The organism is Rhodococcus sp. PvP016, from assembly GCF_017832185.1.
In the GTDB taxonomy this organism is placed as follows: domain Bacteria; phylum Actinomycetota; class Actinomycetes; order Mycobacteriales; family Mycobacteriaceae; genus Rhodococcoides.
This window is the reverse complement of sequence record NZ_JAFIBH010000001.1, coordinates 4155001-4181766: the sequence shown is the minus strand read 5'-3', so window position 1 is coordinate 4181766 and position 26766 is coordinate 4155001. Positions and strand designations below refer to the sequence as shown.

Sequence of the window (26766 nt, the reverse complement as noted above, 5' to 3'; positions counted from 1 at the left end):
GCATCACGCGATCAGAGCGGAGCAGCACCCTTCTCGGTGAGCATCTGCGTCATCAGCTGAGCCTCCGAGGTCTGGGTGTTCACCATCGTCTGCGCGAGATTGCGCACCGCGGGAGTTTCCGAGTGCACAGCGCCGTACTCCATCATCGGCAGACCACCCTCGTGGTGACGCAGCATCAGCTGGAGGAACAGCACGTCCAGTGCGGGACCGGTGGCGGCGCGCAACGCCGTCATGTCCTGCGTGCTCGCCATGCCGGGCATGGTCTGCACGGGACCGGCGGACGAGCCGGACCGGGACATGGACGACATCGACGAGCCGGACATGGAGTGTCCGCCGTCCTCCGTCATCCAGCCCATGTAGCCGCCCGTGGGCAACGGCGCGGCGTCCCAGAGTGCCAGCCAGCCCTGCATCTGCCCGGCCTGGTTCTGCTGGGTGGTGAGGATGTCGTACGCGAGATTCTTGACCAGCGGGTCGGAGGCGCCACTGAGTGCGATGGTCGCCATCTCGATCGCCTGGTTGTGGTGCACGGTCATGTCCTGCGAGAACCCGACGTCGACCGAATCGGCTCCAGGTGTCGGTGCCGGATCGTCCCGCAACGGGGTCTGCGCGAGGAAGCCGACGGCGAACCCGATGACGAGCAGGGCCACCGCGCCCAGGACAAGCAGGGCCGATCGCTGACTCCGCTGCGTCGTGGGCCGCTCCTCCGTCGTCGCGCTCACGGTGTGGGCACTGCCGCGCCGTCGTTGGGCAGACCGTCGGTGGGCAGTCCGTCGGTGGGAAGGCCCAGCCCACCCGGAAGCTGGCCCCCACCCATCTCGGAGGCATCGGGAGTCAGGCCCTCGCCGCTCATCGGCACCGCATCGGGGCCCGGTGCACTGGCGTCGAACGGCGGCGGGTTGTCCTGGTCGAAGGTCTCGGGCGTCGTGGAGCAGCTCGCGCCGACCTCCGGGTAGGCGTAGCGGTTCAGACGGAGCGCCGCGATGAAGTGGTCGATGCGCGGATCGTCGACGCTGTCCAGCTTCAACTGGTGGCCCCACGACTGCAGCGAGATCGGCGAGTCCAGGCCGGGGTAGGCGGACATCAGCATGTACTGCTGGTTCTCGACCTTGGCAGCCAGCGTGGAGATCTGGTCCTCCGAGAGTTCGTCCGGGTTGTACGCGATCCACACGGCACCGTGCTCGAGTGAGTGCACGGCGTTCTCGGTGCGCAGACCGTCCGGGTAGACCGTGCCCATGCAGTTGGCCCATACCTGGTCGTGCGGCCCACCGAACGGCGGCGACTGGTCGTAGGCGACGCGCTGGGAGCCGGTGACGTGCAGCGCAGCGGGGTAGTCCTGCGTGACGACGCCCTCGATGCCCGTCGACGGATCCTGGTTCTCCTCGGTGGGAGCGAAGCGCTGCGCCTCGGCGCGGTCCTGGTACTTGGGCACCAGGTTCCAGGCCAGAGCGCCGATCAGCGCGATGACCACGACGGATGCCGCCACCGTCAGCCACGGAATCTGACGTCGCTTGCCCGACCCGACGCTGGAGGGGACACCACCCTTGTTCCGGGTGCCGGTCTTGCTGGCAGCCTTGATGGCCTTGGCTGACTTCTTGTCGGAACCGCTTGGCATGGTCGGAGCGCTCTTTCGATCGAGGAGATGAGTGGCCGCGTACTCGAGGCAGCCCCACTGTACGGAGGGAGTCTGAGCCCTCGCTGAAGCGCTCCCGTCGGACCCACCGGTGACCGCGGTCGGGGTGCGGTGCAGCGAGACCATAGGATAAGGCCCCGTGACTCCCGCCGACCTCGCCGAACTGCTGCATGCCACCGCAGCGGCCGTGCTCACCGAGCACGGACTCGATCCTGCCGTGTTGCCCGCGACGGTGACGGTGGACCGCCCGCGCAATCCCGAGCACGGCGACTACGCGACCAACGTCGCGATGCAGGTGGCCAAGAAGGCGGGCGTCAGCCCCCGCGACCTGGCGACCTGGCTCGCGAACGCTCTGGCCGGTGCCGACGCCGTCGATGCGGTCGACGTGGCCGGCCCCGGATTCCTCAACATCCGGCTCGCGAAATCCGCTCAGGGCGCCATCGTGGAGCGCGTGCAGCGCGAGAACGATCGCTACGGCTGGTCCGACGAGCTCACCGGTACCTCGATCAACCTGGAGTTCGTCTCGGCCAATCCCACGGGTCCCGTGCACCTGGGCGGCGCCCGCTGGGCCGCGGTCGGCGACGCCCTGGGGCGCATCCTCACCTCGCGGGGTGCCGCGGTCACCCGCGAGTACTACTTCAACGATCACGGCGCGCAGATCGATCGGTTCGCACGCTCGCTGGTGGCCTCGGCGCTGGGTCTGCCCGCTCCGGAGGACGGCTACGCGGGCGAGTACATCGCCGAGATCGCCGCGGCCGTCGTCACCCAGCGTCCGGACGTGATGGGTCTGCCCGACGACGAGCGGCAGGAAGTGTTCCGGGCCCTCGGCGTCGACGCGATGTTCACGAAGATCAAGTCCGATCTGCACGAGTTCGGCACCGACTTCGACGTCTACTTCCACGAGAACTCGCTCTTCGAGTCCGGCGCGGTCGAGCGCGCGGTGGAGACGCTGAAGTCCTCGGGCAACCTGTACGAGAAGGACGGGGCCTGGTGGCTCCGCAGCACCGAGTACGGCGACGACAAGGATCGCGTCGTGGTCAAGAGCGACGGCAACGCCGCGTACATCGCCGGCGACATCGCGTACTTCCAGGACAAGCGATCTCGCGGGTTCGACCTGTGCATCTACATGCTCGGCGCGGACCACCACGGGTACATCGGTCGGCTCAAGGCGGCTGCCGCAGCCTTCGGCGACGATCCGGCGACCGTCGAGGTGCTCATCGGTCAGATGGTCAACCTCGTCCGCGACGGTGTCGCCGTGAAGATGAGCAAGCGTGCGGGCACGGTGATCTCCCTCGACGACCTCGTGGAGGCCATCGGGATCGACGCCGCGCGGTACGTGATGGTGCGGTCGTCGGTCGACTCGTCGATCGACATCGATCTCGCGTTGTGGGCGAGCCGGAGCAACGACAACCCGGTGTACTACGTGCAGTACGCCCACGCCCGGTTGTGCTCTCTCGCCCGCGGTGCCGAGGAGCTGGGCGTCTCCGCCGCGGATCCCGACTTCGCGTTGCTGACCCATGCCGCGGAAGGTGACCTCGTCCGTACCGTCGGGGAGTTCCCCCGCGTCGTCGCCAGTGCGGCGGGGCTGCGCGAACCCCACCGGATCGCCCGGTACCTCGAGGAGTTGGCGGGTGCCTACCACCGGTTCTACGGAGCGTGTCGAGTACTTCCCCGAGGAGACGAGGATCCGATGCCCGTCCATACAGCGCGGCTCGCCCTGGGCGACGCCACCCGGCAGGTCCTGGCCAACGGCCTGGCCATGCTCGGTGTCAGTGCACCGGAGAAGATGTGAGCGCGCATCCCGCCGGACCGCGGCACGCGGAGCAATCGGGGCCCGGCACCCCGGAACGTCCGGCGGACAGCGCGGCACTCACGGACCTGCACCCGAAGGTGTTCCCGCGCAACGCAGCTCGTGGTGACGACGGCGTCGTGACGCTGGCCGGTGTTCCGGTGACGGAACTCGCAGCCACGTACGGCACGCCGCTGTTCGTCATCGACGAGGACGACTTCCGGTCGCGCTGCCGCGAGATGGCGGAGGCGTTCGGCGCCCCCGAGCGGGTGCACTATGCGTCCAAGGCCTTCCTGTGCGGGGAGATCGCGCGCTGGGTCGCGGACGAGGGTCTGTCCCTCGACGTGTGCTCTGGCGGCGAGCTGGCGATCGCACTGAACGCGGGCTTCCCGGCGAACCGGATCGCGATGCACGGCAACAACAAGTCGCGGGCCGAACTGGAAGCGGGAGTGCGCGCCGGTGTCGAGCACGTCGTGTTGGACTCGATGATCGAGATCGACCGGCTCGACGAGGTCGCTGCCGCGGCGGGAACGGTGCAGGACGTCCTGATCCGCATCACCGTCGGGGTCGAGGCGCACACGCACGAGTTCATCGCCACCGCGCACGAGGACCAGAAGTTCGGCTTCAGCCTGTCCGACGGAAGCGCGCTCCGCGCCGTCAGCCGCGTGTTCGAGACCGACAATCTGCGCCTCGTCGGCCTGCACTCGCACATCGGATCCCAGATCTTCGAGGTCGACGGGTTCGAGCTCGCGGCCCACCGCGTGATCGGGTTGCTGCGCGACATCAAGGCAGAGTTCGGCACCGAGAAGACCTCGCAGATCACCGTGGTCGATCTCGGCGGCGGCATGGGCATCCACTACGTGCCGGGGGACAACCCGCCCCCCGTACAGGATCTGGCCGCCAAGCTCGCCCACATCGTCGAGTCCGAGTCGGCGGCCGCCGGGATCACCACTCCGACACTGGCAGTGGAGCCCGGACGCGCGATCGCGGGACCGGGCACCGTGACGTTGTACGAGGTGGGCACCGTCAAGGACGTGACCGTGGACAGCACCCACACCCGCCGCTACATCAGCGTCGACGGGGGCATGAGCGACAACATCCGGACCTCGCTCTATCAGGCAGAGTACGTCGGTCGCCTCGCGTCGCGTACGTCGCAGGCTCCGGCAGTCCTGGCCCGGATCGTCGGAAAGCACTGCGAGAGTGGGGACATCGTCATCCGCGACACGTGGCAGCCCGAGGATCTCGGCCCCGGTGACCTGTTCACCGTGGGCGCGACGGGTGCGTACTGCTACTCGATGTCGTCCCGGTACAACCTTCTGCCCCGTCCGGCCGTCGTCGCCGTGCGGGACGGGCAAGCGCGGCTGGTACTCCGCCGCGAAACGTTCGACGACCTGCTCAGCTTGGAGGTAGACCGGTGACCGCTCCAGAATCGTCAGTGTCGTCGGAGGCCGCGGAGGCCGCGGCCTTCGTCAGTCCCGTGGACAAGCCGATCGGCGTCGCCGTCCTCGGTATGGGGAACGTCGGCAGCGAGGTCGTGCGCATCCTGCTCGATCACGCCACCGATCTCACCGCCCGCGTCGGTGCGCCGCTCGTGCTGCGGGGAGTCGCGGTGCGCGACATCGGCAAAGACCGCGGCATCGACCCCGACCTGCTGACCACCGACGTGCGCGCACTCGTGGCGCGCGACGACGTCGACCTGGTGGTCGAGGTGCTCGGCGGCATCGAGCCGGCCCGCGAGCTGATCCTCGCCGCGCTCAACGCCGGCAAGTCGGTCGTCACGGCCAACAAGGCTCTCCTCGCCGAGTACACCGGTGAGCTGGCCGATGCCGCCGAGAGTCACCGCGCCGACCTCTACTTCGAAGCCGCTGTGGCAGGCGCCATTCCGGTGGTCCGGCCGCTGATGCAGTCCCTCGCCGGCGACCGGGTGAACCGTGTCATCGGCATCGTCAACGGCACCACGAACTTCATCCTCTCGGCCATGGACGAGACGGGTGCGGACTACGCGGACACGCTCGCAGAGGCGGGACGGCTGGGATACGCGGAGGCGGATCCGACGGCCGACGTCGAGGGCTTCGACGCTGCGGCGAAGGCCGCCATCCTGGCCTCGCTCGCGTTCCACACCCGGGTGACCTCGGCCGACGTGCACCGCGAGGGAATCTCCTCGATCACCGCGGCGGACATCGCCACCGCGCGTGCGTTCGATTGCACCGTCAAGCTTCTCGCGCTGTGCGAGCGTGTGAGTGACGACGATGGCAACGACCGCATCTCCGTCCGCGTCTACCCGTCTCTCGTACCGCTGTCGCACCCGCTCGCCTCGGTGTCGGGTGCCTTCAACGCCGTCGTGGTCGAAGCCGAGGCCGCGGGACGGCTCATGTTCTACGGCCAGGGTGCGGGCGGTGCTCCCACCGCGTCCGCCGTCATGGGCGACCTGGTGATGGCGGCGCGCAACAAGTTCTACGGCGGCCGTGGACCCGGCGAGTCGACGTACGCCAAGCTCCCCGTCGCACCCATGGGGGACACCCCCACGCGGTACCACGTCAACATGCAGGTCGCCGATCGCGCCGGAGTGCTCTCCGCTGTCGCGGCCGAGTTCGCGAAGAACGACGTCAGCATCTCCACGGTGCGTCAGGAGGGTGCGAGCAAGCATGCCCGTCTCGTCGTCGTCACGCACCGGGCCAAGGACTCGGCTCTGGCGGCCACCGTGGACGCGCTGAAGGAACTCGACATCGTCACCGCGGTCACCAGCGTTCTCCGACTCGAGGGAACGTCCGAATGACCGGGATCTCGATGGCGGGATCGACTGCGGCGCTGGGGTCGTCGGTGAACCCGGCAGCTCCCGAGTCGGCATAGTGGCCGGGCCGGCCGACGTGACGAGGACACTCACCACCGGGACGGTGGCGCACGCCCGCGTGCCTGCCTCCAGTGCCAACCTCGGACCAGGGTTCGACACGCTGGGGCTCGCCCTGGGCCTGTTCGACGACGTCGTCGTCACCGTGGCGGAGTCCGGGCTCGACATCGAGGTCGACGGTGAGGGTGCGCGCGAGGTTCCGTGGGGTCCGTCGCATCTCGTCGTACGAGCGATCGAGCGTGGTCTCGAGTCGGCCGGCGTGTGGGCGGACGGCCTGAAAGTGCGGTGCCACAACAGGATTCCCCATTCCCGCGGCCTCGGCTCGTCGGCGTCGGCAGTGGTCGGTGGGCTCGCCGCGGCCAACTGCCTCGCGGCGTCCCTCGATCCGGCTCTCGCGCTGTCGCCCGAGCAGATGGTGCAGCTGGCGGCCGAGTTCGAGGGCCATCCGGACAACGCGTCGGCCAGCGTGCTCGGCGGCGCCGTGGTGTCCTGGAGCCGCGAGTCCGGCCCGCCGGAGGGGCCGCGCGCTTATGCGGCCGCCCGTCTCGACGTGCACCCGGACATCGGTGCGACGGTGCTCATCCCGACCGAACGTTCCTCCACGGCGCACACCCGCGGACTGTTGCCCGACCTCGTTCCGCACCGCGACGCCGCGTTCAACGCGAGCCGGTCCGCGCTCGCGGTCGTGGCCCTGACCACGCGACCCGATCTGCTGATGGTGTCCACCGAGGATCGCCTGCACCAGCCCTACCGGGCCTCCGCCCTGCCGGTGACGTCGCGATGGGTCGAGACCCTGCGCGCACACGGGCACGCCGCGACGGTCTCGGGCGCGGGACCCACCGTGCTCGTGCTCGGAACGGCGAGCATCGCGCGCGACTTGGCCGACCGCGCCGGCGACGACGGGATGACGGTGCTGGAGCTGGACATCGCGGACGGCGTCACGACGCGCTGACGCGGACATTCTTGCCCGTACCTCGCATCACGGCTATTGTGGTACGCGTCCGTACATCGTGCGCAGTCAGCGCGCCGATTTCTCCAGGGCATTACTTCCCGGCCTCGAGCTCCAGCGGTGCCGCCGTCGTCGATCGGCGCGCCACGGCCGCCAGGGAAGTCGCATCCTGGAACAGCCTTCGCTCTTCTGCACGACGCGAACGTACGCGGCATCCGAGTTCGACACGAGAGTCGAACGGCGGAACGAACCCTCGATCAGCGCACCAGGCGCGCGAGGGAAGGAAAGGACCTCCGTGACCGATACGGAATCTATCGCTGCTCCGGCGACCCAGTCCGACACGCGCCCGCGCACGTCGCGCCGCGGTGCCGGACTCTCCGGGATGGTGCTCACCGAGCTGCGCGGACTCGCGTCCGAACTCGGCATCAAGGGTGTCTCCGGGATGCGCAAGGGTGACCTCGTGTCCGCGATCGAGGCCAAGCAGGTGCCCGCGTCCGCGGCTGCCACCGAGGCACCCTCGCGCGCACCCCGCGTGAGCCGGTCCGCGCCGGCCGCCACGTCGGACGCACCGTCCGCCGGCGGATCCGACGCCGTGGCCCCTCGGGATTCCGGAGCCGACGGTGCGAGCGCCGGCGCCTCCAGTTCCGACACCAGTACCCCCAGCGCCGACACCTCGGGTACCGACGGTGCAGCGTCCGACGGCGCCAACCCCGACGGCCCGCGTCGCACGCGGAACCGTCGCGGCGCGACCCGCCGTGCCGGCGCAGCGGAGTCGACCGACACCGTCGCCGAGTCGCAGAACGACTCTGCGCCGACGCAGGACGGCCGCGCGCACCAGTCCACCGACGCGGCAGCGTCGACCACGACGGCTCCCGCCGAGACCACGCGCACCGACGGTGGCGACGACCGCGATCAGGGCGACGGTGATCGTCAGAACGGCGACCGGCCGCGCCGCGAGCGCCAGGGACGTAACCAGGGCGACCGCAACCAGGGCGACCGCAACCAGGGCGACCGCAACCAGGGCGACCGCAACGATCGCAACCAGGGCGACCGCAACGATCGCAACCAGGGCGACCGCAACGATCGCAACCAGGGCGACCGCAACGATCGCAACCAGGGCGACCGCAACGATCGCAACCAGGGCGACCGCAACGATCGCAACCAGGGCGATCGCAACGATCGCAACCAGGGCGATCGTAACGACCGCAACCAGGGCGACCGCAACAACGGTCCTCGTGACAACGGTCCCCGCGACGACGAGGACGGCGAGGGCCGCGGCAGGCGGGGACGTCGTTTCCGCGAGCGCCGCCGTGGTCGTGATCGTGACGGCGCTCCCGAGGGCGGCGGCAACCAGCGTGATCGTGAGCGCGAGCCCGAACTGCGTGACGACGACGTCGTGCAGCCCGTCGCCGGCATTCTCGACGTGCTCGACAACTACGCGTTCGTCCGGACCTCGGGATACCTCGCGGGACCGAACGACGTGTACGTCTCCATGAACATGGTGCGCCGCAACGGCCTCCGTCGCGGTGACGCACTGACCGGTGCCGTGCGAGTGGCCCGCGAGGGGGAGCAGAACAACTCCCGGCAGAAGTTCAACCCGCTGGTCCGTCTCGACACGGTCAACGGTGCGCCGCCGGACGGCAACCGCAAGCGCCCGGAGTTCAACAAGCTGACGCCGCTGTACCCGAATCAGCGGCTGCGCCTCGAGACCACGCAGAACATCCTGACGACGCGCGTGATCGATCTGGTCATGCCGATCGGCAAGGGGCAGCGTGCGCTCATCGTGAGCCCGCCCAAGGCGGGTAAGACCAGTGTGTTGCAGGCGATCGCGAACGCCATCGCGACGAACAACCCCGAGTGCTACCTGATGGTCGTGCTCGTGGACGAGCGTCCCGAAGAAGTGACCGACATGCAGCGCAGTGTGAAGGGTGAGGTCATCGCCTCCACCTTCGATCGTCCGCCGGGCGACCACACCTCGGTCGCCGAGCTGGCGATCGAGCGCGCCAAGCGTCTGGTCGAGGACGGCCGCGACGTGGTCGTGCTGCTCGACTCGATCACGCGTCTGGGCCGTGCGTACAACAACAGCTCGCCGGCCTCGGGTCGCATCCTGTCCGGTGGCGTCGACTCCACGGCGCTCTACCCGCCCAAGCGTTTCCTCGGTGCCGCACGCAACATCGAGAACGGCGGATCGCTCACCATCATCGCCACGGCGATGGTGGAGACCGGCTCGACCGGTGACACGGTGATCTTCGAGGAGTTCAAGGGCACCGGCAACGCCGAGCTCAAGCTCGATCGCAAGATCGCCGAGCGGCGCGTGTTCCCGGCGGTGGACGTCAATCCGTCGGGCACCCGCAAGGACGAGCTCCTGCTCAGTCCCGATGAGGCGGCCGTGCTGCACAAGTTGCGTCGGGTGCTCTCCGGGCTCGACTCGCACCAGGCGATCGATCTGCTGATCGACCGACTGAAGAAGAGCAAGAACAACATCGAGTTCCTCATGTCGGTCTCCAAGACGGCGCCCGGTTCCCCGGAGGACTGACCCCCGAGGATCGACGGAACAAACGTCTCGGCACCGATGTTGAGACGATTACCAGCGCGGACAGCTGCTCTGGCATACTGATCGGCCGAGTCCGGTTCCGGTTCACGCTCTCGACAGTCGAGGCGACCCGGCGACCATGAAAGGGACACCATGAAGGCAGGAATCCACCCCGATTACACAGCGACGACAGTCGTGTGTGGTTGCGGACATACTTTCGAGACCCGCAGCACCAACTCGGCGGAGCGCATCAACGTCGAGGTCTGCTCGCAGTGCCACCCGTTCTACACGGGCAAGCAGAAGATCCTCGACACCGGCGGCCGCGTGGCTCGCTTCGAGGCTCGCTACGGCAAGCGCGCAGGCAAGAAGGCCGACGCCGACAGCTAGCTCTTCCGCCGACGCCCGTTCCGAGATTCGTCTCGGGGCGGGCGTCGGTCGTTTCTGCACCATTTTTCGTTGCATTTCTGGGTTCGACAGGGAGAACACCGTGGCTGCCTCCGCGACACCGTCCGCGATCGACGACATCCTCGCCGAGCACGCCGGACTCGAGCGCGACCTGTCCGATCCGTCGCTGCACGACGATCCGGCGGCGGCTCGCCGCGCCGGCAAGCGGTTCGCGCAGCTGGCCCCGATCATGAGTGTGTACTCCAAGCTCAGTGCCGCCCGTGACGATCTCGAGGCGGCCCGCGAGCTGGCGGCCGACGACGCGAGCTTCGCCGCCGAGATCCCGGCACTCGAGGCGACCGTGGCCGAGCTCGACACCACCCTCACCGACCTGCTCGCGCCCCGTGATCCCCACGACGCCGACGACGTCGTGCTGGAGGTCAAGTCGGGTGAGGGCGGCGAGGAGTCCGCGCTGTTCGCGTCCGATCTCGCGCGGATGTACGTGCGGTACGCCGAGCGCCACGGCTGGCGCGTCGAGATCCTCGACGCGAACGTCTCCGATCTGGGTGGGTACAAGGACGCGACGTTGTCCATCAAGGCGCGCACCGACACCGCCGACGGTGTGTGGTCGCGCTTCAAGTTCGAGGGCGGCGTGCACCGGGTGCAGCGGGTACCCGTCACCGAGTCGCAGGGTCGTGTGCACACGTCGGCGGCCGGCGTCCTGATCTACCCGGAGCAGGACGAGGTCGAGGCCGTCCAGATCGACGAGACCGATCTGCGTATCGACGTCTACCGCTCGTCCGGCAAGGGTGGCCAGGGCGTCAACACCACGGACTCCGCGGTGCGCATCACGCACCTGCCCACAGGCATCGTCGTGACGTGTCAGAACGAACGCTCACAGCTGCAGAACAAGGCGAGGGCGATGCAGGTGCTCGCCTCGCGGCTGCAGGCGGCGGCCGAGGAAGCGGCCGACAAGGAGGCCGCGGCCGGACGTGCCAGCCAGGTGCGCACCGTCGACCGGTCCGAGCGCATCCGCACGTACAACTTCCCGGAGAACCGCATCACCGATCACCGCATCGGCTTCAAGTCGCACAATCTGGACGCCGTTCTCGACGGTGACATGGACGCGCTCCTCGACGCGCTCGCCGCGGCGGACCGACAGGCGCGGCTTCAGGCGGAATGACCTCCGCGTGATCGCCGGTCCGGACGACAGTGGGAAGCTGTGTCGGTGAGTCGCGTCCCGCTACGTCTGGCCATCGTCGAGGCAACCCGCGTCCTGACCGAGGCCGGCGTCCCCAGCCCGCGGGTCGACGCCGAGTTGCTCGCCGCGCATCTGCTGTCGGTTCCTCGCGGTCGGCTCGGCCTGACCCCGTTGGTGGAGCCCGAGGTCGCTGAGGCATATCGGGCCACCGTCGCGCAGCGTGCGAAGCGAATCCCGTTGCAGCACATCATCGGAACGTCGTCACTGGGGGAGATCGACGTCGAGGTGGGCCCCGGGGTGTTCGTCCCCCGCCCGGAGACGGAGCTGTTGCTCGCCTGGGCGCTCGCGTTCCTCGAGTCCGCCGGGCGGCACCCGCCCGTCGTCCTCGACCTGTGCACCGGAAGCGGCGCGCTCGCCCTCGCGATCGCACACGCTCGCCCGGACGCCGTGGTCCACGCGGTGGAGAAGGATCCGCACGCGTTGGCGTGGGCGCGGCGCAACGCCGACCTGCGGGCGTCGGACGGCGACACTCCCGTGCATCTGCATCACGGTGACGTGACCGAGAGGACGGTGCTCACCGAACTCGACGGCGCCGTCGATCTGGTCGTGGCGAACCCGCCCTACGTGCCGACGAGTGCGCGGCTCGATCCCGAGGTGATCGACCACGATCCGCACGTCGCGCTGTTCGGAGGCCCGGACGGGCTGTCCGTCATCGAACCGATGATCGCGAACATCGCGCGGTGGTTGCGGATCGACGGGGGAGTGGGCATCGAGCACGACGACTCGCACGGAGACCGGGTGGTCGCCCTCCTGGAGGGGCGAGCGGTGTTCGGAGACGTGTCCCAGCATCGGGATCTCGCGGACCGCCCACGCTTCGTCGTCGCTCGTCGGCAGCGCCGGATCACCTAGGACGCGAGAGCACGCCACCGCTGCGCAGGCGTGCCGTGCACGCAGTGGCAAGATGGGCCGGGTGTCCACCGTCTACGACTGCTCCGATTCCGCCTCTCGCGCGGCAGGTCTCGATGCCGCCAAGCGTGCGCTGTCGTCCGGCCGACTGGTCGTGATGCCCACCGACACCGTGTACGGGCTGGCCGCCGACGCCTTCGACAGCAGTGCCGTCACGGATCTGCTCCGCGCGAAGGGCCGCGGGCGCGACATGCCGGTGCCGGTGCTCGTCGGGTCCTGGCACACGATCGACGGCCTCGTGCTGGGAGTGCGGCAGGCGGCGCGCGATCTCATCCGCGCGTTCTGGCCCGGAGCGCTGAGTCTCGTCGTGCACCAGGCGCCGTCGCTCGCGTGGGACCTCGGCGACGCCCGCGGCACCGTCATGCTCCGCATGCCGCTGCATCCGGTGGCTCTCGAGCTGCTGCGTGAGGTGGGCCCCCTGGCCGTCTCGAGCGCCAACATCTCCGGCCGCCCGCCCGCCGTCACGGCGGAGGACGCCCGCGTCCAGCTCGGCGGGTCCGCGGCCGTGTATCTCGACGGCGGTCCGGCCGAGCACGCGCTCGCGTCGACGATCGTCGACCTGACGGGGGACACCCCGCGCATCCTCCGCGTCGGCGCGGTCTCGACGAGCGAGATCGCCGAGGTCCTCGGAGTGACCGCCGAGTCGCTCGTCGCCGGAAGCGCCTGACGTATGCCGCACTCGGCTCCGCCGCGGGAGTCACCGTGGTGACGGCCGTGCCCGTGCCCGCGCACGCGAGTGTGCTCCTGGCGCAGTCGGACGGGGGCGCCGGTGTCCCCATCCGCGAGCTCCTTCTCGTCATGCTCACGGCAGCGGTGGTCACGTTTCTGGTCACCGGAGCCGTCCGGCTCGGCGCCCTGCGTTTCGGCGCGGTGGCCGTACCGCGTGAGCGCGACGTCCACGTCACCCCGACGCCCCGGCTCGGGGGCATCGGCATCTACCTGGGGCTGCTCGTCGCGCTGCTCTTCGCGCAGAAGCTGCCGGCACTCACTCGCGGGTTCGAGTTCACCACCGATGTCCAGGCCGCCCTGGTCTCCGGCTTCATCATCATGGCCGTGGGTGTGGTCGACGACCGGTGGGGCCTCGACGCACTGACCAAATTCGCAGGTCAGGTCACCGCGGCCGGTGTCCTGGTGCTGATGGGCGTCAGCTGGTACCTGTTGTATCTGCCGTGGGGCGAGGGGTCGACGCTGATCCTGGATCAGCTGCAGGCGGGCCTGGTGACGGTGCTCATCGCCGTGGTCATGATCAATGCGATGAACTTCATCGACGGTCTCGACGGCCTCGCCGCGGGCGTCGGATTGATCGCCGCGGTGGCCATCTGTCTGTTCTCGGTCGGACTGCTGCACGAGCAGGGCGGTGACGTGAGCGCCTACCCGCCCGCGATGATCGCCGCGGCACTCGCCGGTGCGTGCCTGGGGTTCCTGCCGCACAACTTCCAGCCGGCGCGCATCTTCATGGGCGACTCGGGTTCCATGGTCATCGGCCTCATGCTCGCCACCGTCGCGACCAGTGCGTCCGGACGTATCGGCCTCAGTGCCTACGGCACACGCGACCTCCTGGGTCTGCTGACGCCATTGCTGCTGGTGGGCGCGATCATGTTCATCCCGATCCTCGACCTCCTGCTCGCGATCGTGCGCCGCACGCGTGCCGGCCGGAGCCCGTTCAGCCCCGACAAGATGCACCTGCATCACCGTCTGCTGCAGATCGGTCACTCGCATCGCCGCGTGGTTCTGCTCATCTACTTGTGGGTCGGTGTGCTCGCGTTCGGCGCGGTCGGCGCGTCCCTCTTCGATCGCCGCCTCGTGGTGCTGCTGCTCGCCGGCGGACTCGTCTTCGCCCTGGTGGTCACCGCGGTGCCGTCGTTCCGGGACCCGGGCCGCCGGTAACCTGCGTGTCGTGACCTTCTCGCCCGCACCGATCCCGTCCTCCACCGCACCGCTCCGCGCCGCCGTCCGGTACGGCGTCATCGCCCTCCTCGGCCTCGCCGTGGTCGCCGCGATCATCGCGGTGCTCGCCGCAGGCCTCGAGGGTCTGTGGGGCGCACTGCTCGGATCCGCGGTCGGTGGTCTGTTCATCCTCGCCACCGCCGCATCCGTCCTGTTCTCGGCGAAATTGCCGCCGACCGCGGTCGGGGCGGTCCTGCTGGGCGGCTGGATCGTGAAGATGCTGATCGCGGTGATCGTGCTCGGACTGCTTCGGGGGATGGACTTCTACAACCGCCCGACACTGGGCATCGTGGTGCTCGCGTCCCTGGTCATCGTCCTGGGGGCCGAGATGTACGGCATCTTTCGGCAGCGTGTTCCGTACGTCGATTCCCCCGCGGGCGATCCCGACTCGGACGTTCAGTAGTACGACATTTTGTAGTAGTGTCGTCCGCGGAGCGACCCCCGACACAACTCAGCGTGTTGTGTTGATAAAGTTCCTTTCGAGCGAGGGCTTAACGGGCGTAACGGACACATCGCGCCGCCCGGAACTGTCTTTGCAGGTGATCGACGTCACCGAAGCTGTTTCTCGTAGTCCACGCCATGTGAGAGTGTGTACCGCGACGAAGCGTCCGTTTCGAGACGTCGCGTCACCGAGTCGACGAAGTCGCCGACACCCGACAGACGCGGGACCGTGAGCACGGTCCGACGCGGCTGACGACTACTCGAGCCGACCCGAGTCGACTTGTAGATCGTCCTAGCTCGATCGTGCCCGAATGCCATACGTCCGATCGAACCGTGGGTGTCCTTCGCCTGCGGCCGAACACGGGAGAGACCGCTGAGCGTCACCAACTTGGCCGCGGAGTTCCATCCGCCGTCACTGTCCGACTTTTTCCCACCGGCCATCCTGTTCGAGGGCACCCCGTTCGAGCTCGACCGGTTGATGCTCGTCCGCATCCTGATGACCGTCGTGCTGATCGCCTTCTTCGCACTGGCGATGCGCAGCCCGAAGATCGTGCCTCGCGGCATCCAGAACATCGGCGAGATCGCTCTCGGCTTCGTCAAGGACCAGATCGCGAACGAGGTTCTCGGCAAGGAGCAGGGCAAGCGTTTCCTGCCCGTCATCGCCACGATCTTCTTCGCCGTTCTCTTCCTGAACGTGTCGGGCATCATCCCGTTCATCAACATCTCGTCGAATGCCCGAGTGGGCATGCCGATCGTGTTGGCGGCCCTCGCGTACGTCGTCTTCAACTACGTCGGCATCAAGAAGTACGGGTTCTTCAAGTACGTGAAGAGCAGCATCGTGGTTCCGGGTGTGCCGATCGCGATGCACGTGCTGCTGATCCCCATCGAGTTCATCTCGACCTTCATCCTGCGACCGTTCACGCTGACGGTGCGACTCATGGCCAACATGCTCGCCGGCCACATCATGCTGGTGCTGTTCTTCAGCGCGACGCAGTTCTTCTTCTTCGAGGCCGCTGCGGGCATGAAGGTGTTCGGCATCTTCTCTCTCGTGGCCGGCTTCGGCTTCACTCTGTTCGAGATGCTCGTCATCTTCCTGCAGGCCTACGTGTTCGCGCTGCTGACGGCGGTCTACATCGACCTCGCCCTGCACGCAGACTCGCACTGACCATCCGAACCACCAGCCACCTGACAGAACCTGACCCGCTGCCGTCCGGTCGTGGGCAACAGAAAGGGAACGAATCACAATGAGCCTCAGCTACCTCGCGCAGGAAGCCCAGGAAATCACCGGCAGCGGCTACGGAGCCATCGGCTACGGCCTCGCGGCCATCGGCCCCGGCATCGGTGTGGGCATCGTGGTCGGTAAGGCCATCGAGGGCATCGCGCGTCAGCCCGAGCTCGCCGGCCAGATCCGCACCAACATGTTCCTCGGCATCGCGTTCACCGAGGCCCTCGCGCTGATCGGCCTCGTCGCCGGCTTCGTCTTCGCCTGACATCGCCATGACGACGCCAATCGCAGTCCTCGCAGCAGCGGAAGGGGGAGAGGACGTCAATCCTCTCCTTCCCGCCACCTACGACATCGTCTGGTCTGCGATCTGCATCGCCGTCATCGGGTTCTTCTTCTGGAAGTACGTTCTTCCTCGCTTCCAGAAGGTGCTCTCCGACCGGTCCGAGCAGATCGAGGGCGGGATCAAGCGCGCCGAAGAGGCACAGGCCGAAGCCAAGGAGGCGCTCGAGCAGTACCGCGCCCAGTTGGCCGACGCACGCCAGGAAGCCGCCAAGATCCGTGAAGACGCACGCACCCAGGGTCAGCAGATCCTCGCGGAGATGAAGACCAGTGCACAGGCGGAGAGCGACCGCATCGTGGCCTCCGGTCACCAGCAGCTCGCGGCTCAGCGTCAGCAGATCGTCACCGAACTGCGTGCCGATCTCGGCCGTACGGCTGTCGAGCTGGCCGAGAAGGTCATCGGCGAGCAGCTGTCCGACGACGTCAAGCGTGCCGGCACGATCGATCGTTTCCTCGACGAACTCGATTCTGTCGGCGCAGATTCCGCTAGCGGGAAGTGAGCACCATGTACGCAGCGAGTCGTGAAGCCCTCGCCGAGGCCCGCACCGTCCTGACGGCCGAGCTCGATGCGGCGTCGGATGGGACGTCGGCTGCCGCCGGCGCCGGATCCGACCTCTTCGGGGTCGTGTCGGTGCTCGACGGTCAGCGTCCACTGCGCGCCGCACTCGCGGACGCGTCGGCTGCTTCGGACGCGCGACGCGCGCTCGCGGGCCGCCTGTTCGACGGCAAGATCGGTGCAGCGGCCGCCGCCGCACTGCAGGCCGCCGTCGCACAGAACTGGTCGTCGGCCCGTGACCTCACCGACTCGCTCGTACTCCTGGGCCGTGAGGCACTCCTGCGCGCGGCGCAGGACCAGGATCAGTTGGGCACCGTGGAGGACGAGCTGTTCCGTCTCGGCCGCATCATCGCCGGCGATCCTGCCCTCGAGCAGGCGCTGTCCGATCGAAGCAAGCCCGCCGAGGCGTCGGGATCGCTCCTGTCGACGTTGCTCTACGGCAAGGTCACCGCGATCACCGAGGCCCTGGCAGTCCAGGCCGTCGGCCGACTGAAGGGTGCTGCACCGGCATCCGTGTTCGGCGAACTGTCCGCACTCGCGGCCACTCGTCGTGACAAGGAGGTCGCTCACGTCCGCAGCAGTACCGAGCTGAGCGACGATCAGATCTCTCGACTCACGTCCAGGCTGGAAGGTATCTACGGCAAGTCCGTGACCGTCCACGTGGAGGTGGATCGGGAACTGCTGAGCGGACTGATCGTCCGTGTCGGCGACGAGGTCATCGACGGTAGTGGTACGGGTCGTCTCGCCTCCCTGAGGAAGTCGCTCCGGTGAGCGGTACGCAACGCAGCATCCGAGTTCTGTAGCAAGCCCAGTTCGGTAACAAGCCCCACCCCGCGTTTCGGACGTCGACCGCACAGCCGGTCCGGCCACGAAACACCAGACAGTGAGAGCAGGAAAACATGGCGGAGTTGACGATCTCCTCCGACGAGATCCGTAGCGCGATCGAGAGCTACACAGCGAACTACGCACCGGAGTCCTCTCGTGAAGAGGTCGGTCTGGTGTCCGACACGAGCGATGGAATCGCTCACGTGACGGGACTCCCGTCCGCGATGTCGAACGAGCTGCTGGAATTCCCCGGCGGCATCCTCGGCGTGGCCCTGAACCTGGACGATCGCGAGATCGGCGCCGTCATCCTCGGTGACTACCAGGACATCGAAGAAGGCCAGGAAGTCAAGCGCACCGGCGAGGTCCTCTCGGTCCCCGTCGGCGACAACTTCCTCGGTCGCGTCATCGACCCACTGGGCAAGCCCATCGACGGTCTCGGCGACATCGAGTCGAACGAGCAGCGAGTCCTGGAGCTCCAGGCAGCCTCGGTGCTCGAGCGTCAGCCCGTCGAGGAGCCCCTCGCGACCGGCATCACCGCCATCGACGCACTCACCGCGATCGGTCGTGGCCAGCGTCAGCTGATCATCGGCGACCGTAAGACGGGTAAGACCGCCGTCTGCGTCGACGCCATCATCAACCAGAAGGCCAACTGGGAGTCCGGGGACGCCGACAAGCAGGTGCGCTGCATCTACGTCGCCATCGGCCAGAAGGGTTCGACCATCGCGGGCGTCAAGTCCGCTCTGGACGAGCACGGCGCCATGGAGTACACGACCATCGTCGCCGCTCCCGCGTCCGACTCGGCCGGCTTCAAGTGGCTCGCCCCGTACACCGGTTCGGCCCTCGGCCAGCACTGGATGTACCAGGGCAAGCACGTCCTCATCGTGTTCGACGACCTGACCAAGCAGGCCGAGGCGTACCGCACCATCTCGCTGCTGCTGCGTCGCCCGCCGGGCCGCGAGGCGTACCCCGGTGACGTCTTCTACCTGCACTCCCGTCTGCTCGAGCGGTGCGCGAAGCTGTCCGACGAGCTCGGTGGCGGTTCGATGACGGGTCTGCCGCTGATCGAGACCAAGGCCAACGACATCTCGGCCTTCATCCCGACCAACGTCATCTCCATCACCGACGGCCAGGTCTTCCTCGAGTCGGACCTCTTCAACAAGGGTGTCCGTCCCGCCATCAACGTCGGTACCTCGGTGTCCCGAGTCGGTGGCGCGGCGCAGACCAAGGGTCTGAAGAAGGTCGCCGGTTCGCTCCGTCTGGAGATGGCGCAGTTCCGCGAGCTGGAGGCGTTCTCCGCGTTCGCGTCCGACCTCGACGCCGCCTCCAAGGCGCAGCTCGAGCGCGGTGCCCGCTGGGTCGAGCTGCTCAAGCAGGACCAGTACACCCCGGTGTCCGTCGAGGACCAGATCGTGTCGATCTACCTGGTCGACGCGGGTTACTACGACACGGTTCCGGTCGAGGACGTTCGTCGCTTCAACCGCGAGCTTCTCGAGGATCTGCACCGCAACGCGTCGAGCGCCTTCGAGGCGATCGCGGGCGGCAAGGTTCTCAAGGACGAGGCCGCCGACGCGATCACGAAGGCGACCGACGAGTTCAAGCAGGGCTTCCTGACGTCCTCGGGCGAGCGGATCGTCAACGAGGCAGAGGCCGACGCGCTCGACAAGGGTGACGTCGACCAGGAGAAGGTCACCGTCACTCGCAAGACTGTCAGCAAGTGATGAGCGGACCCGTGGCACGTCGAACAGGGAGTGAGGTGACAGATGCCCAGCATTCGTGAGCTGCGCTCCCGGATCAGGTCGACCAACTCGATCAAGAAGATCACCAAGGCGCAGGAACTGATCGCGACCTCGCGCATCACCAAGGCGCAGGCCCGCGTCGAGGCGTCCAAGCCGTACGCCACCGAGATCACCAAGGTGCTCTCGGCGTTGGCCAGTGCCTCGGGTTCGCTGGACCATCCGCTGCTCACCGAGCGTGCGGAGCCCAAGCGGGCGGCCGTGCTCGTCGTGACCAGCGACTCGGGCCAGTGTGGTGGCTACAACTCCAACATCCTGCGTGAGGCCGAGGAGCTCCAGCAGCTCCTCAAGTCCGAGGGCAAGGAGCCGGTCATCTACGTTCTGGGCCGAAAGGGCCTGACGTACTACACGTTCCGCGATCGCGATGTCAAGGGTGCGTGGACGGGCTTCTCGCAGCAGCCGGCCTACACCGATGCCGCGAAGGCCGCCAAGCACCTCGTCGAGCTGTTCATGGCGGGGTCCGGTGAGGAGATCGAGGCACCGAACGGCGAGGGCACGGTCGAGGGTGTGGACGAGCTCCACATCGTCTACACCACCTTCGTGTCGATGCTGTCGCTCAAGCCGACGGTGCGCCGCATGGCTCCTCTGGAGATCGACTACAACGACGAGGAGATCGAACTGGGCGCAGACATGCTCAGCGACTCCCCGTCGTCGAAGGAGGTCACCGCGCAGTACGACTTCGAGCCGGAGGCGGACACGCTGTTGTCCGCGCTGCTCCCGAAGTACGTGAGCACCCGCATCTACGCCGCACTGCTCGACGCGGCGGCATCCGAGTCGGCCGCACGTCGCACCGCGATGAAGGCCGCCACGGACAATGCCAACGATCTGGTCAATGCCCTGTCACGCCAGGCCAACCAGGCACGCCAGGCTCAGATCACCCAGGAAATCAGCGAGATCGTCGGCGGCGTCGACGCGCTTGCCGCGAGCTCAGGAAGAGACTGAACATGACCGCAGCAGTAACCGATAGCACGGGTTCCGGCGCCAAGTCGTCCGAGAACGGGCGCGTCGTGCGCGTCATCGGTCCCGTCGTCGACATCGAGTTCCCCCGTGGGTCCATCCCCGCGCTGTTCAACGCGTTGAACGCAGAGATCGAGCTGAAGGCCGTCGCCAAGACGCTGACGCTCGAGGTCGCCCAGCACCTCGGCGACAACCTCGTGCGCACCGTGTCGATGCAGCCCACCGACGGCCTCGTCCGTGGTACCCCCGTCGTCGACTCCGGCAAGCCGATCTCGGTTCCCGTCGGTGACGTCGTCAAGGGCCACGTGTTCAACGCCCTCGGCGACTGCCTGGACAGCCCCGGACTCGGCCGTGACGGCGAGCAGTGGGGCATCCACCGCAAGCCCCCGGCCTTCGATCAGCTCGAGGGCAAGACCGAGATCCTCGAGACCGGCATCAAGGTCATCGACCTCCTGACCCCGTACGTCAAGGGCGGAAAGATCGGCCTGTTCGGCGGCGCAGGCGTCGGCAAGACCGTGCTCATCCAGGAAATGATCACCCGTATCGCGCGTGAGTTCTCCGGCACGTCGGTGTTCGCCGGCGTCGGTGAGCGCACGCGTGAGGGCACCGACCTCCACCTCGAGATGGAGGAGATGGGCGTTCTGCAGGACACCGCCCTGGTGTTCGGTCAGATGGACGAGCCGCCGGGCACGCGTATGCGCGTCGCCCTCTCGGCTCTCACCATGGCCGAGTACTTCCGCGACGTGCAGAACCAGGACGTGTTGCTCTTCATCGACAACATCTTCCGGTTCACGCAGGCAGGCTCCGAGGTCTCCACCCTCCTCGGCCGCATGCCGTCCGCCGTGGGCTACCAGCCCACCCTCGCCGACGAGATGGGTGAGCTCCAGGAGCGCATCACCTCGACGCGTGGTCGTTCCATCACGTCTCTGCAGGCCATCTACGTGCCCGCCGACGACTACACCGACCCCGCACCGGCGACGACCTTCGCCCACCTCGATGCCACCACCGAGCTGTCGCGTCCGATCTCGCAGAAGGGCATCTACCCCGCTGTCGATCCGCTGACGTCCACCTCGCGCATCCTGGAGGCGTCGATCGTCGGAGACGAGCACTTCCGCGTCGCCAACGAGGTCAAGCGCATCCTGCAGAAGTACAAGGAGCTGCAGGACATCATCGCCATCCTCGGTATGGACGAGCTGTCCGAGGAGGACAAGGTCACGGTCTCGCGTGCCCGTCGTCTGGAGAAGTTCCTCGGCCAGAACTTCATCGTCGCCGAGAAGTTCACCGGTGAAGAGGGTTCGGTCGTGTCACTGTCCGACACCATCGAGGCGTTCGACAAGGTCACCAAGGGCGAGTACGACCACCTTCCCGAGCAGGCCTTCAACAGCTGCGGTGGACTCGACGACGTCGAGGCCGCAGCCAAGAAGATCTCCGGAAAGTAGTCCGAGATGGCTGAGATGGACGTCGAACTGGTCGCAGTCGAGGAACGCCTGTGGTCGGGAACGGCCACGCTGGTCAGCGCTCAGACCACCGAGGGCGAGATCGGCATCATGGCCGGACACGAGCCGGTTCTCGGTCAGTTGATCGAGGGCGGCACCGTGGCCATCACGACGGGCGACGGTGAACGGCGCGTCGCCGCCGTGCACGGTGGTTTCCTGTCGGTCACGGGCCGGACCGTCACCATCCTCGCCGAGTCCGCCGAGTTCGCGGAGGACATCGACGTCGAGGCTGCGCGGTCCGTGCTGTCCGAGGGCTCCGACGACGAGGAGGCGCTCGCGATCGCACGCGGGCGTGTCCGCGCGGTCGAGCGGGCCTAGGTACACGAGAAGAAGCCGCGGCGGGTTCCGAAGAGATGACGTCCTGGATGACACTGCTTGTCGTTCTGGTCGTGCTGCTCGGAGGGCTCGCCGCGGCTTTTCTGTATCGGTTGGTGCTTCTCCGCCGCGGGGGCACCGCCGTGATCCTGCGCAGTCTGCCCGCAACCGCGGGGAGTGGGTGGCGCCACGGCATCGTTCGTTACGGCGAGAACGTGCTCGTGTTCTACAAGCTGTCGAGTCTGCGACCTGGACCGGACCGCCGGATGATCCGCCAGACTCTGATCCAGGGCGAGCGGCGCAGTCCGCAGAACTCCGAATTCGACATCATGAGTGACGAGACCGCGATCGTCGAACTCGACGCGGGGGACCGCCGCTACGAGATCGCCATGGAGCGCGGCCCCTTCACCGCATTCACGTCGTGGCTCGAGTCGAGGCCGTCCGACCGGTCGCAGCGCAACATGCCGGGCAGCGGTCCGACCTGACGCCGGGGTCTTTCGGACCTGTGGTCAGTCGCGCGAGCGCTCGCCGCCCGGCTTCCACAGGACGTCGCCGTCCGGGTTGGTGACCCGCCCGAGAATGAACAGCAGATCCGACAGCCGATTGAGATAGGTCGCCGGCAGAGTCCCTGTCGTGTCGGGATGTGCTTCGACCGCGGCCCACGCGGCGCGCTCCGCCCGGCGCGCGACGGTGCGCGCCTGATGCAGGAACGCGGACGCCGCGGTACCGCCCGGGAGAACGAAGGACGTCAGCGGCGCGAGGGTGTCGTTGAACTCGTCGCACCACGTCTCGAGCCGAGTGACGTAGTCCGGCGTGACGCGCAGCGGTGGGTACTTCGGGTTCTCCTGGATCGGAGTCGAGAGGTCGGCTCCGGCGTCGAACAGGTCGTTCTGGATCCGGCGCAGTACCGTCGCCACGCCCTCGGGCGGTGATCCGAGCGCCAATACCAGCCCCAGAGCGGCGTTCAGTTCGTCGCACTCCGCATAGGCCACGACCCTCGGGTCGTTCTTGGAGACTCGGGAGAAGTCGCTGAGACCTGTGGTCCCGTCGTCGCCGGTACGGGTGTAGATCGAGGTCAGATGAACCGCCATGGATCAACCCTACTGGCAGTCGGCCGATGCTCTGATCGACGACCGATGCCTCTACTGTTGACGTCGTGAGTGAACGTTTCCTGGTCACCGGCGGTAGTCGTCTCTCCGGCGACGTGTCGGTCGGTGGGGCGAAGAACAGCGTGCTGAAGTTGATGGCTGCGGCGCTGCTCGCCGAGGGCACGACCACCCTCACCAACTGCCCCGACATTCTCGATGTCCCCCTCATGGCCGACGTTCTTCGTGGGCTGGGGTGCGACGTCGAACTCGAGGGGGATGCCGTTCGCATCACCACCCCCGCAGAGCCGAAGTATCACGCCGACTTCGCGGCGGTACGCCAGTTCCGTGCGTCGGTGTGTGTCCTGGGTCCGCTGGTCGCGCGGTGCCGCAAGGCCGTGGTGGCCCTGCCCGGTGGGGACGCCATCGGCTCGCGTCCGCTCGACATGCACCAGTCGGGTCTTCGCCTCCTCGGGGCGCACAGCGAGATCGAGCACGGGTGCGTGGTGGCGACAGCGGAGAAGCTGCACGGCGCGACGATCCGGCTCGCCTTCCCGTCCGTGGGCGCGACCGAGAACATTCTGATGGCGGCGGTTCTCGCCGACGGCGAGACCGTGATCGACAACGCGGCTCGCGAGCCGGACATCGCCGATCTGTGCGCGATGCTCAACAAGATGGGTGCTCGCGTCGAAGGTGCCGGAACCCCCACGCTGACCATCATCGGCGTTCCCAGCCTGAAGCCCACCGAACACCGCGTCATCGGTGATCGCATCGTGGCGGCGACCTGGGGTATCGCCGCGGCGATGACCTGTGGCGACGTCACGGTGTCGGGGGTCAATCCCAAGCACCTCACGCTCGTGCTGAACAAGCTGAAGGCGGCCGGCAGCACCGTCACCCTGCGCCCGGACGGCTTCCGCGTCGTGCAGGAGGAACGTCCGGTGGCCGTCAACTTCGCCACGCTCCCGTTCCCCGGGTTCCCGACGGACCTGCAGCCCATGGCGATCGGTCTCGCCTCGGTGGCCAACGGCACGTCGATGATCACCGAGAACGTCTTCGAGGCCCGGTTCCGCTTCGTCGAGGAGATGATCCGGCTCGGTGCCGACGCGCGAACGGACGGCCACCACGCGGTGGTCCGCGGAGTGTCGCGGCTGTCGAGTGCACCGGTCTGGTCCTCGGACATCCGCGCGGGCGCCGGTCTGGTGCTCGCCGGCCTCGTGGCCGACGGCACCACCGAGGTGCACGACGTCTATCACATCGACCGCGGTTACCCGCGTTTCGTCGAGCAGTTGCAGGATCTCGGCGGAGACATCGAACGCGTGCAGTGACGCTCGCGCCGCTGCACGTCAGTCGCGGTGGCGCTGTAGTTCGTCGACCAGAACGGTGAGTGCCGTTCGCAGCTCCGTGTCTGTCAGTCGGCCGTAGCCGATCACCAACCCGCCCACGTCGGTGTGCGATCGAGTGGACAGCGCGACGGTCGGTACCTCGATTCCGCGGTGTGCCGCGCCGCGGGCGACCGCCTCCGCTCGTCCCGGCGGCAGGACGAGGGTGGTGTGCATACCCGCGCCCAGGCCTCGGAGTTCACCGAATCGCGACAACGAATCCCGCACTGCCGCATCGCGATCCCGGTAGCGTCGCCGAGCCGCTCGAACCGTGCGATCCCACTCGCCGTCGTCGAGCAGTGACGTCATCGCCGAGCACAGGGGTGTCGACGGGAAGTCGCCCGTGGCCAGGCGGTGGTCGAGCACCGGCTGGACGAGGTGTGCCGGCAGCACCATCCACCCGAGTCGCACCCCTGCGCCAAGCGTCTTGGCGATGGTGCCGAGGTAGACGACTCGATCCGGATCCAGGTGTGCCAACGCGGGCAGCGGCGCGACGTCGTACCGGTACTCGGAGTCGTAGTCGTCCTCGACGACGACGGTGTCGGAGGTCTGCGCATGGGCGATGAGTGCGGCACGACGTGTCACGTCGAGGGTTCCGCCAGTGGGGTACTGGTGAGACGGTGTCACGTACACGGCGCGCGTCGTCTCGGGTGTGGACGCGAGCGCGTCGACCTTCATGCCGCCGGCGTCCACGGGGACGTCGTACAGGTCCCAGCCCATCGCGATCGCCGCCGACGCCGCCGTCCGATACCCTGGATCCTCCATCGCCAGAACAGGTCTCGGTTCCGGACGGGCCGTGCGCATCGCCGCGAGTGCCAGAGTCAGTCCATGGGTGGCACCGGTCGTCACGACCACGCGATCGGGATCGACGGTCATTCCGCGCGCACGGCCGAGCAGTGAACACACGCTGCGGCGGAGACGGACGGGCCCCGCCGGATCGGGGTAGCCGGGGGGAGCGGGCTCCGCCCCGGCGATGCGCCACGCCCGCCGCCACGCCGCGGTCGCCGAGGGCGGTGTCCAGGGGATGCCTGGTCGAAGCGCGAGTCCGGGGGCAGTGCTGTCTGCCTTTGCGCGTGGACGCGCGTCGGTCACGGCAGTGGTGGTCGGAGTGACGGACCGTAGGTCGTGGGAGATGAACGTCCCGGATCCGGCGCGGCCTTCGATCCAGCCCTCTGCCGCGAGCTGGTCGTAGGCCTGATCGACGACGCCGCGGGAGACCGACAGCTCTGCGGCCAGCGATCGGGTCGACGGGAGGCGATCGCCGGCGACCACGAGTCCGTCGACGATGGCGGTGCGTAGTGCATCGGCGATCTGCAACGGGAGCGGGCGGGTCGAGGATCGGTCCACGGAAAGTGGCAACGCGTGAGAGGCCATGACGTCGAGGCCTTCCGTCGTGGGCGAAGTGGTCCAGCCAAACAGTATCGAAGTGGACCGTGACGGCGGACCACTTCGCTCCGCACACTGATTAGCATGACGATGCACGATGCCCATGGCCGGCGGCCCGACACCTCGTCGGCGGCGACAGCTCTCTCTCCGACACCCCGAACGACGTTGCGACGCAACCGAGCTCGCGCACAGGCGGATCGCGCTGCTCTGACGGACGTGCTCGACGCAGCCAGGATCTGTCACCTCGGAGTGGTGGTGCAGGGAAGTCCCCTCGTCGTTCCGACTGCGTTCGCCTACGACCTGGACGGTCCCGATGCCGAGGGGACGCTGTACCTCCACGGCTCGGTGGCTGCGACGACCCTGGGCGCTCCCGGTGACGTCTGCGTGAGCATCACGGTGCTGGACGGCCTGGTGCTGGCGCGTTCCGCGTTCCACCATTCGATGAACTATCGGAGTGCCGTGGTGCGGGGGACACCCCGTGTCGTGGACGACGAGGACGAGCGCGCCGTCGCACTCGATCTCATCGTGAACAAGCTGGTCCCCGGCCGGACCGACGTGGTCAGGGCCAACACCCGCAAGGAATTGTCTGCGACTCGCGTGGTGGCATTACCGCTGTACGAGGCGTCGGTCAAGGCACGGTCGGGTGGACCGAACGACGATGAGGGGGACATCGATGCGGGGGGAGTGTGGGCCGGCGTTCTCCCGTTGACGACGCAGGTCGG

26 protein-coding genes (1 of these 26 only partly in view) are annotated in these 26766 nt (G+C 67.8%); 22 read left to right on the top strand and 4 right to left on the bottom strand.

Annotated features, from left to right (window positions below):
- Positions 1 to 11 precede the first annotated feature (11 nt).
- Together JOE30_RS19555 and JOE30_RS19550 are read right to left on the bottom strand one after the other, a co-directional pair.
- A complete protein-coding gene (locus JOE30_RS19555) occupies positions 12 to 719 on the bottom strand; it encodes a DUF305 domain-containing protein (RefSeq protein WP_204868643.1) in 708 nt (235 codons plus the stop codon).
- Positions 716 to 1612 carry a DUF3105 domain-containing protein gene (locus tag JOE30_RS19550; RefSeq protein ID WP_204868642.1) on the bottom strand — a complete coding sequence of 299 codons (897 nt, stop codon included), beginning with the start codon at positions 1610 to 1612 and terminating at the stop codon, positions 716 to 718. Before JOE30_RS19550 ends, JOE30_RS19555 begins: the two co-directional genes overlap by 4 nt.
- 157 nt (positions 1613 to 1769) lie before the next feature.
- Here JOE30_RS19550 and argS point away from each other — a divergent pair, with 157 nt between their 5' ends.
- From argS to JOE30_RS19450, 20 genes are all read left to right on the top strand, one after another.
- Positions 1770 to 3422: an arginine--tRNA ligase gene (argS, locus tag JOE30_RS19545; RefSeq protein ID WP_204868641.1), complete on the top strand. Its 1653-nt coding sequence runs from the start codon at positions 1770 to 1772 to the stop codon at positions 3420 to 3422.
- A complete protein-coding gene (gene lysA / locus JOE30_RS19540) occupies positions 3419 to 4837 on the top strand; it encodes a diaminopimelate decarboxylase (protein WP_204868640.1) in 1419 nt (472 codons plus the stop codon). The genes argS and lysA overlap by 4 nt, the downstream gene beginning before the upstream one ends.
- Before the next feature lie 17 nt (positions 4838 to 4854).
- A complete protein-coding gene (locus JOE30_RS19535; protein ID WP_371831730.1) occupies positions 4855 to 6195 on the top strand; it encodes a homoserine dehydrogenase in 1341 nt (446 codons plus the stop codon).
- A 91-nt stretch (positions 6196 to 6286) separates the two neighbouring features.
- Positions 6287 to 7219, top strand: a complete 933-nt coding sequence (gene thrB, locus JOE30_RS19530) for a homoserine kinase (protein ID WP_204868639.1) — start codon at positions 6287 to 6289, stop codon at positions 7217 to 7219.
- Positions 7220 to 7511: 292 nt separating this feature from the next.
- Positions 7512 to 9752 (top strand): transcription termination factor Rho, encoded by a 2241-nt coding sequence (gene rho, locus JOE30_RS19525; RefSeq protein ID WP_307806251.1) that lies wholly within the window; start codon positions 7512 to 7514, stop codon positions 9750 to 9752.
- A gap of 150 nt (positions 9753 to 9902) precedes the next feature.
- Positions 9903 to 10136, top strand: coding sequence for a 50S ribosomal protein L31 (gene rpmE, locus JOE30_RS19520; protein ID WP_027507227.1), 234 nt, complete (start codon positions 9903 to 9905; stop codon positions 10134 to 10136).
- 100 nt (positions 10137 to 10236) lie between these two features.
- A complete protein-coding gene (prfA, locus tag JOE30_RS19515; protein ID WP_204868638.1) occupies positions 10237 to 11316 on the top strand; it encodes a peptide chain release factor 1 in 1080 nt (359 codons plus the stop codon).
- A gap of 45 nt (positions 11317 to 11361) precedes the next feature.
- Complete coding sequence (prmC, locus tag JOE30_RS19510) at positions 11362 to 12243, top strand: peptide chain release factor N(5)-glutamine methyltransferase (RefSeq protein WP_204868637.1); 882 nt, start codon at positions 11362 to 11364, stop codon at positions 12241 to 12243.
- Between the two features lie 61 nt (positions 12244 to 12304).
- Positions 12305 to 12967, top strand: coding sequence for an L-threonylcarbamoyladenylate synthase (locus tag JOE30_RS19505; RefSeq protein WP_027507224.1), 663 nt, complete (start codon positions 12305 to 12307; stop codon positions 12965 to 12967).
- Positions 12968 to 13098: 131 nt separating this feature from the next.
- Positions 13099 to 14187 carry a glycosyltransferase family 4 protein gene (locus JOE30_RS19500; protein WP_081821490.1) on the top strand — a complete coding sequence of 363 codons (1089 nt, stop codon included), beginning with the start codon at positions 13099 to 13101 and terminating at the stop codon, positions 14185 to 14187.
- A 1-nt stretch (position 14188) separates the two neighbouring features.
- Positions 14189 to 14650 carry a hypothetical protein gene (locus tag JOE30_RS19495; protein ID WP_204870571.1) on the top strand — a complete coding sequence of 154 codons (462 nt, stop codon included), beginning with the start codon at positions 14189 to 14191 and terminating at the stop codon, positions 14648 to 14650.
- A gap of 477 nt (positions 14651 to 15127) precedes the next feature.
- Positions 15128 to 15853: a F0F1 ATP synthase subunit A gene (gene atpB / locus JOE30_RS19490; protein WP_371831729.1), complete on the top strand. Its 726-nt coding sequence runs from the start codon at positions 15128 to 15130 to the stop codon at positions 15851 to 15853.
- Positions 15854 to 15932: 79 nt separating this feature from the next.
- Positions 15933 to 16178 (top strand): ATP synthase F0 subunit C, encoded by a 246-nt coding sequence (locus tag JOE30_RS19485; protein ID WP_204868635.1) that lies wholly within the window; start codon positions 15933 to 15935, stop codon positions 16176 to 16178.
- 7 nt (positions 16179 to 16185) lie between these two features.
- Positions 16186 to 16752: a F0F1 ATP synthase subunit B gene (locus JOE30_RS19480; RefSeq protein ID WP_204868634.1), complete on the top strand. Its 567-nt coding sequence runs from the start codon at positions 16186 to 16188 to the stop codon at positions 16750 to 16752.
- Positions 16749 to 17579 carry a F0F1 ATP synthase subunit delta gene (locus JOE30_RS19475; protein WP_204868633.1) on the top strand — a complete coding sequence of 277 codons (831 nt, stop codon included), beginning with the start codon at positions 16749 to 16751 and terminating at the stop codon, positions 17577 to 17579. Before JOE30_RS19480 ends, JOE30_RS19475 begins: the two co-directional genes overlap by 4 nt.
- Positions 17580 to 17707: 128 nt before the next feature.
- Positions 17708 to 19351 (top strand): F0F1 ATP synthase subunit alpha, encoded by a 1644-nt coding sequence (gene atpA / locus JOE30_RS19470; RefSeq protein ID WP_204868632.1) that lies wholly within the window; start codon positions 17708 to 17710, stop codon positions 19349 to 19351.
- Between the two features lie 42 nt (positions 19352 to 19393).
- The gene (locus tag JOE30_RS19465; protein ID WP_204868631.1) at positions 19394 to 20368 is read left to right on the top strand and encodes a F0F1 ATP synthase subunit gamma; all 975 of its coding nucleotides are present in this window, start codon (positions 19394 to 19396) and stop codon (positions 20366 to 20368) included.
- 2 nt (positions 20369 to 20370) lie between these two features.
- Entirely contained in the window at positions 20371 to 21822 is a 1452-nt protein-coding gene (gene atpD, locus JOE30_RS19460) for a F0F1 ATP synthase subunit beta (RefSeq protein ID WP_204868630.1), read from the top strand.
- Between the two features lie 6 nt (positions 21823 to 21828).
- Positions 21829 to 22197: a F0F1 ATP synthase subunit epsilon gene (locus JOE30_RS19455; protein WP_027507214.1), complete on the top strand. Its 369-nt coding sequence runs from the start codon at positions 21829 to 21831 to the stop codon at positions 22195 to 22197.
- A 47-nt stretch (positions 22198 to 22244) separates the two neighbouring features.
- Positions 22245 to 22679, top strand: coding sequence for a DUF2550 domain-containing protein (locus tag JOE30_RS19450; RefSeq protein WP_239532424.1), 435 nt, complete (start codon positions 22245 to 22247; stop codon positions 22677 to 22679).
- Between the two features lie 24 nt (positions 22680 to 22703).
- Here the strand turns inward: JOE30_RS19450 and JOE30_RS19445 are convergent, their stop codons facing one another.
- Positions 22704 to 23285 (bottom strand): cob(I)yrinic acid a,c-diamide adenosyltransferase, encoded by a 582-nt coding sequence (locus JOE30_RS19445; protein ID WP_204868628.1) that lies wholly within the window; start codon positions 23283 to 23285, stop codon positions 22704 to 22706.
- Between the two features lie 65 nt (positions 23286 to 23350).
- Between JOE30_RS19445 and murA the strand changes: the two genes are divergently transcribed.
- Positions 23351 to 24604 (top strand): UDP-N-acetylglucosamine 1-carboxyvinyltransferase, encoded by a 1254-nt coding sequence (gene murA / locus JOE30_RS19440; RefSeq protein ID WP_027507211.1) that lies wholly within the window; start codon positions 23351 to 23353, stop codon positions 24602 to 24604.
- Between the two features lie 18 nt (positions 24605 to 24622).
- Here the strand turns inward: murA and JOE30_RS19435 are convergent, their stop codons facing one another.
- Positions 24623 to 26005, bottom strand: coding sequence for a PLP-dependent aminotransferase family protein (locus JOE30_RS19435; RefSeq protein WP_307806250.1), 1383 nt, complete (start codon positions 26003 to 26005; stop codon positions 24623 to 24625).
- A 123-nt stretch (positions 26006 to 26128) separates the two neighbouring features.
- On the opposite strand from JOE30_RS19435, the gene JOE30_RS19430 reads away from it, so the two are divergent.
- On the top strand, positions 26129 to 26766 hold the 5' portion of the coding sequence (locus JOE30_RS19430; protein ID WP_239532423.1) for a pyridoxamine 5'-phosphate oxidase family protein. Its footprint extends 58 nt past the window's final position; the window shows 638 of its 696 coding nt (coding positions 1-638); it begins with the start codon at positions 26129 to 26131; the stop codon falls past the right edge of the window.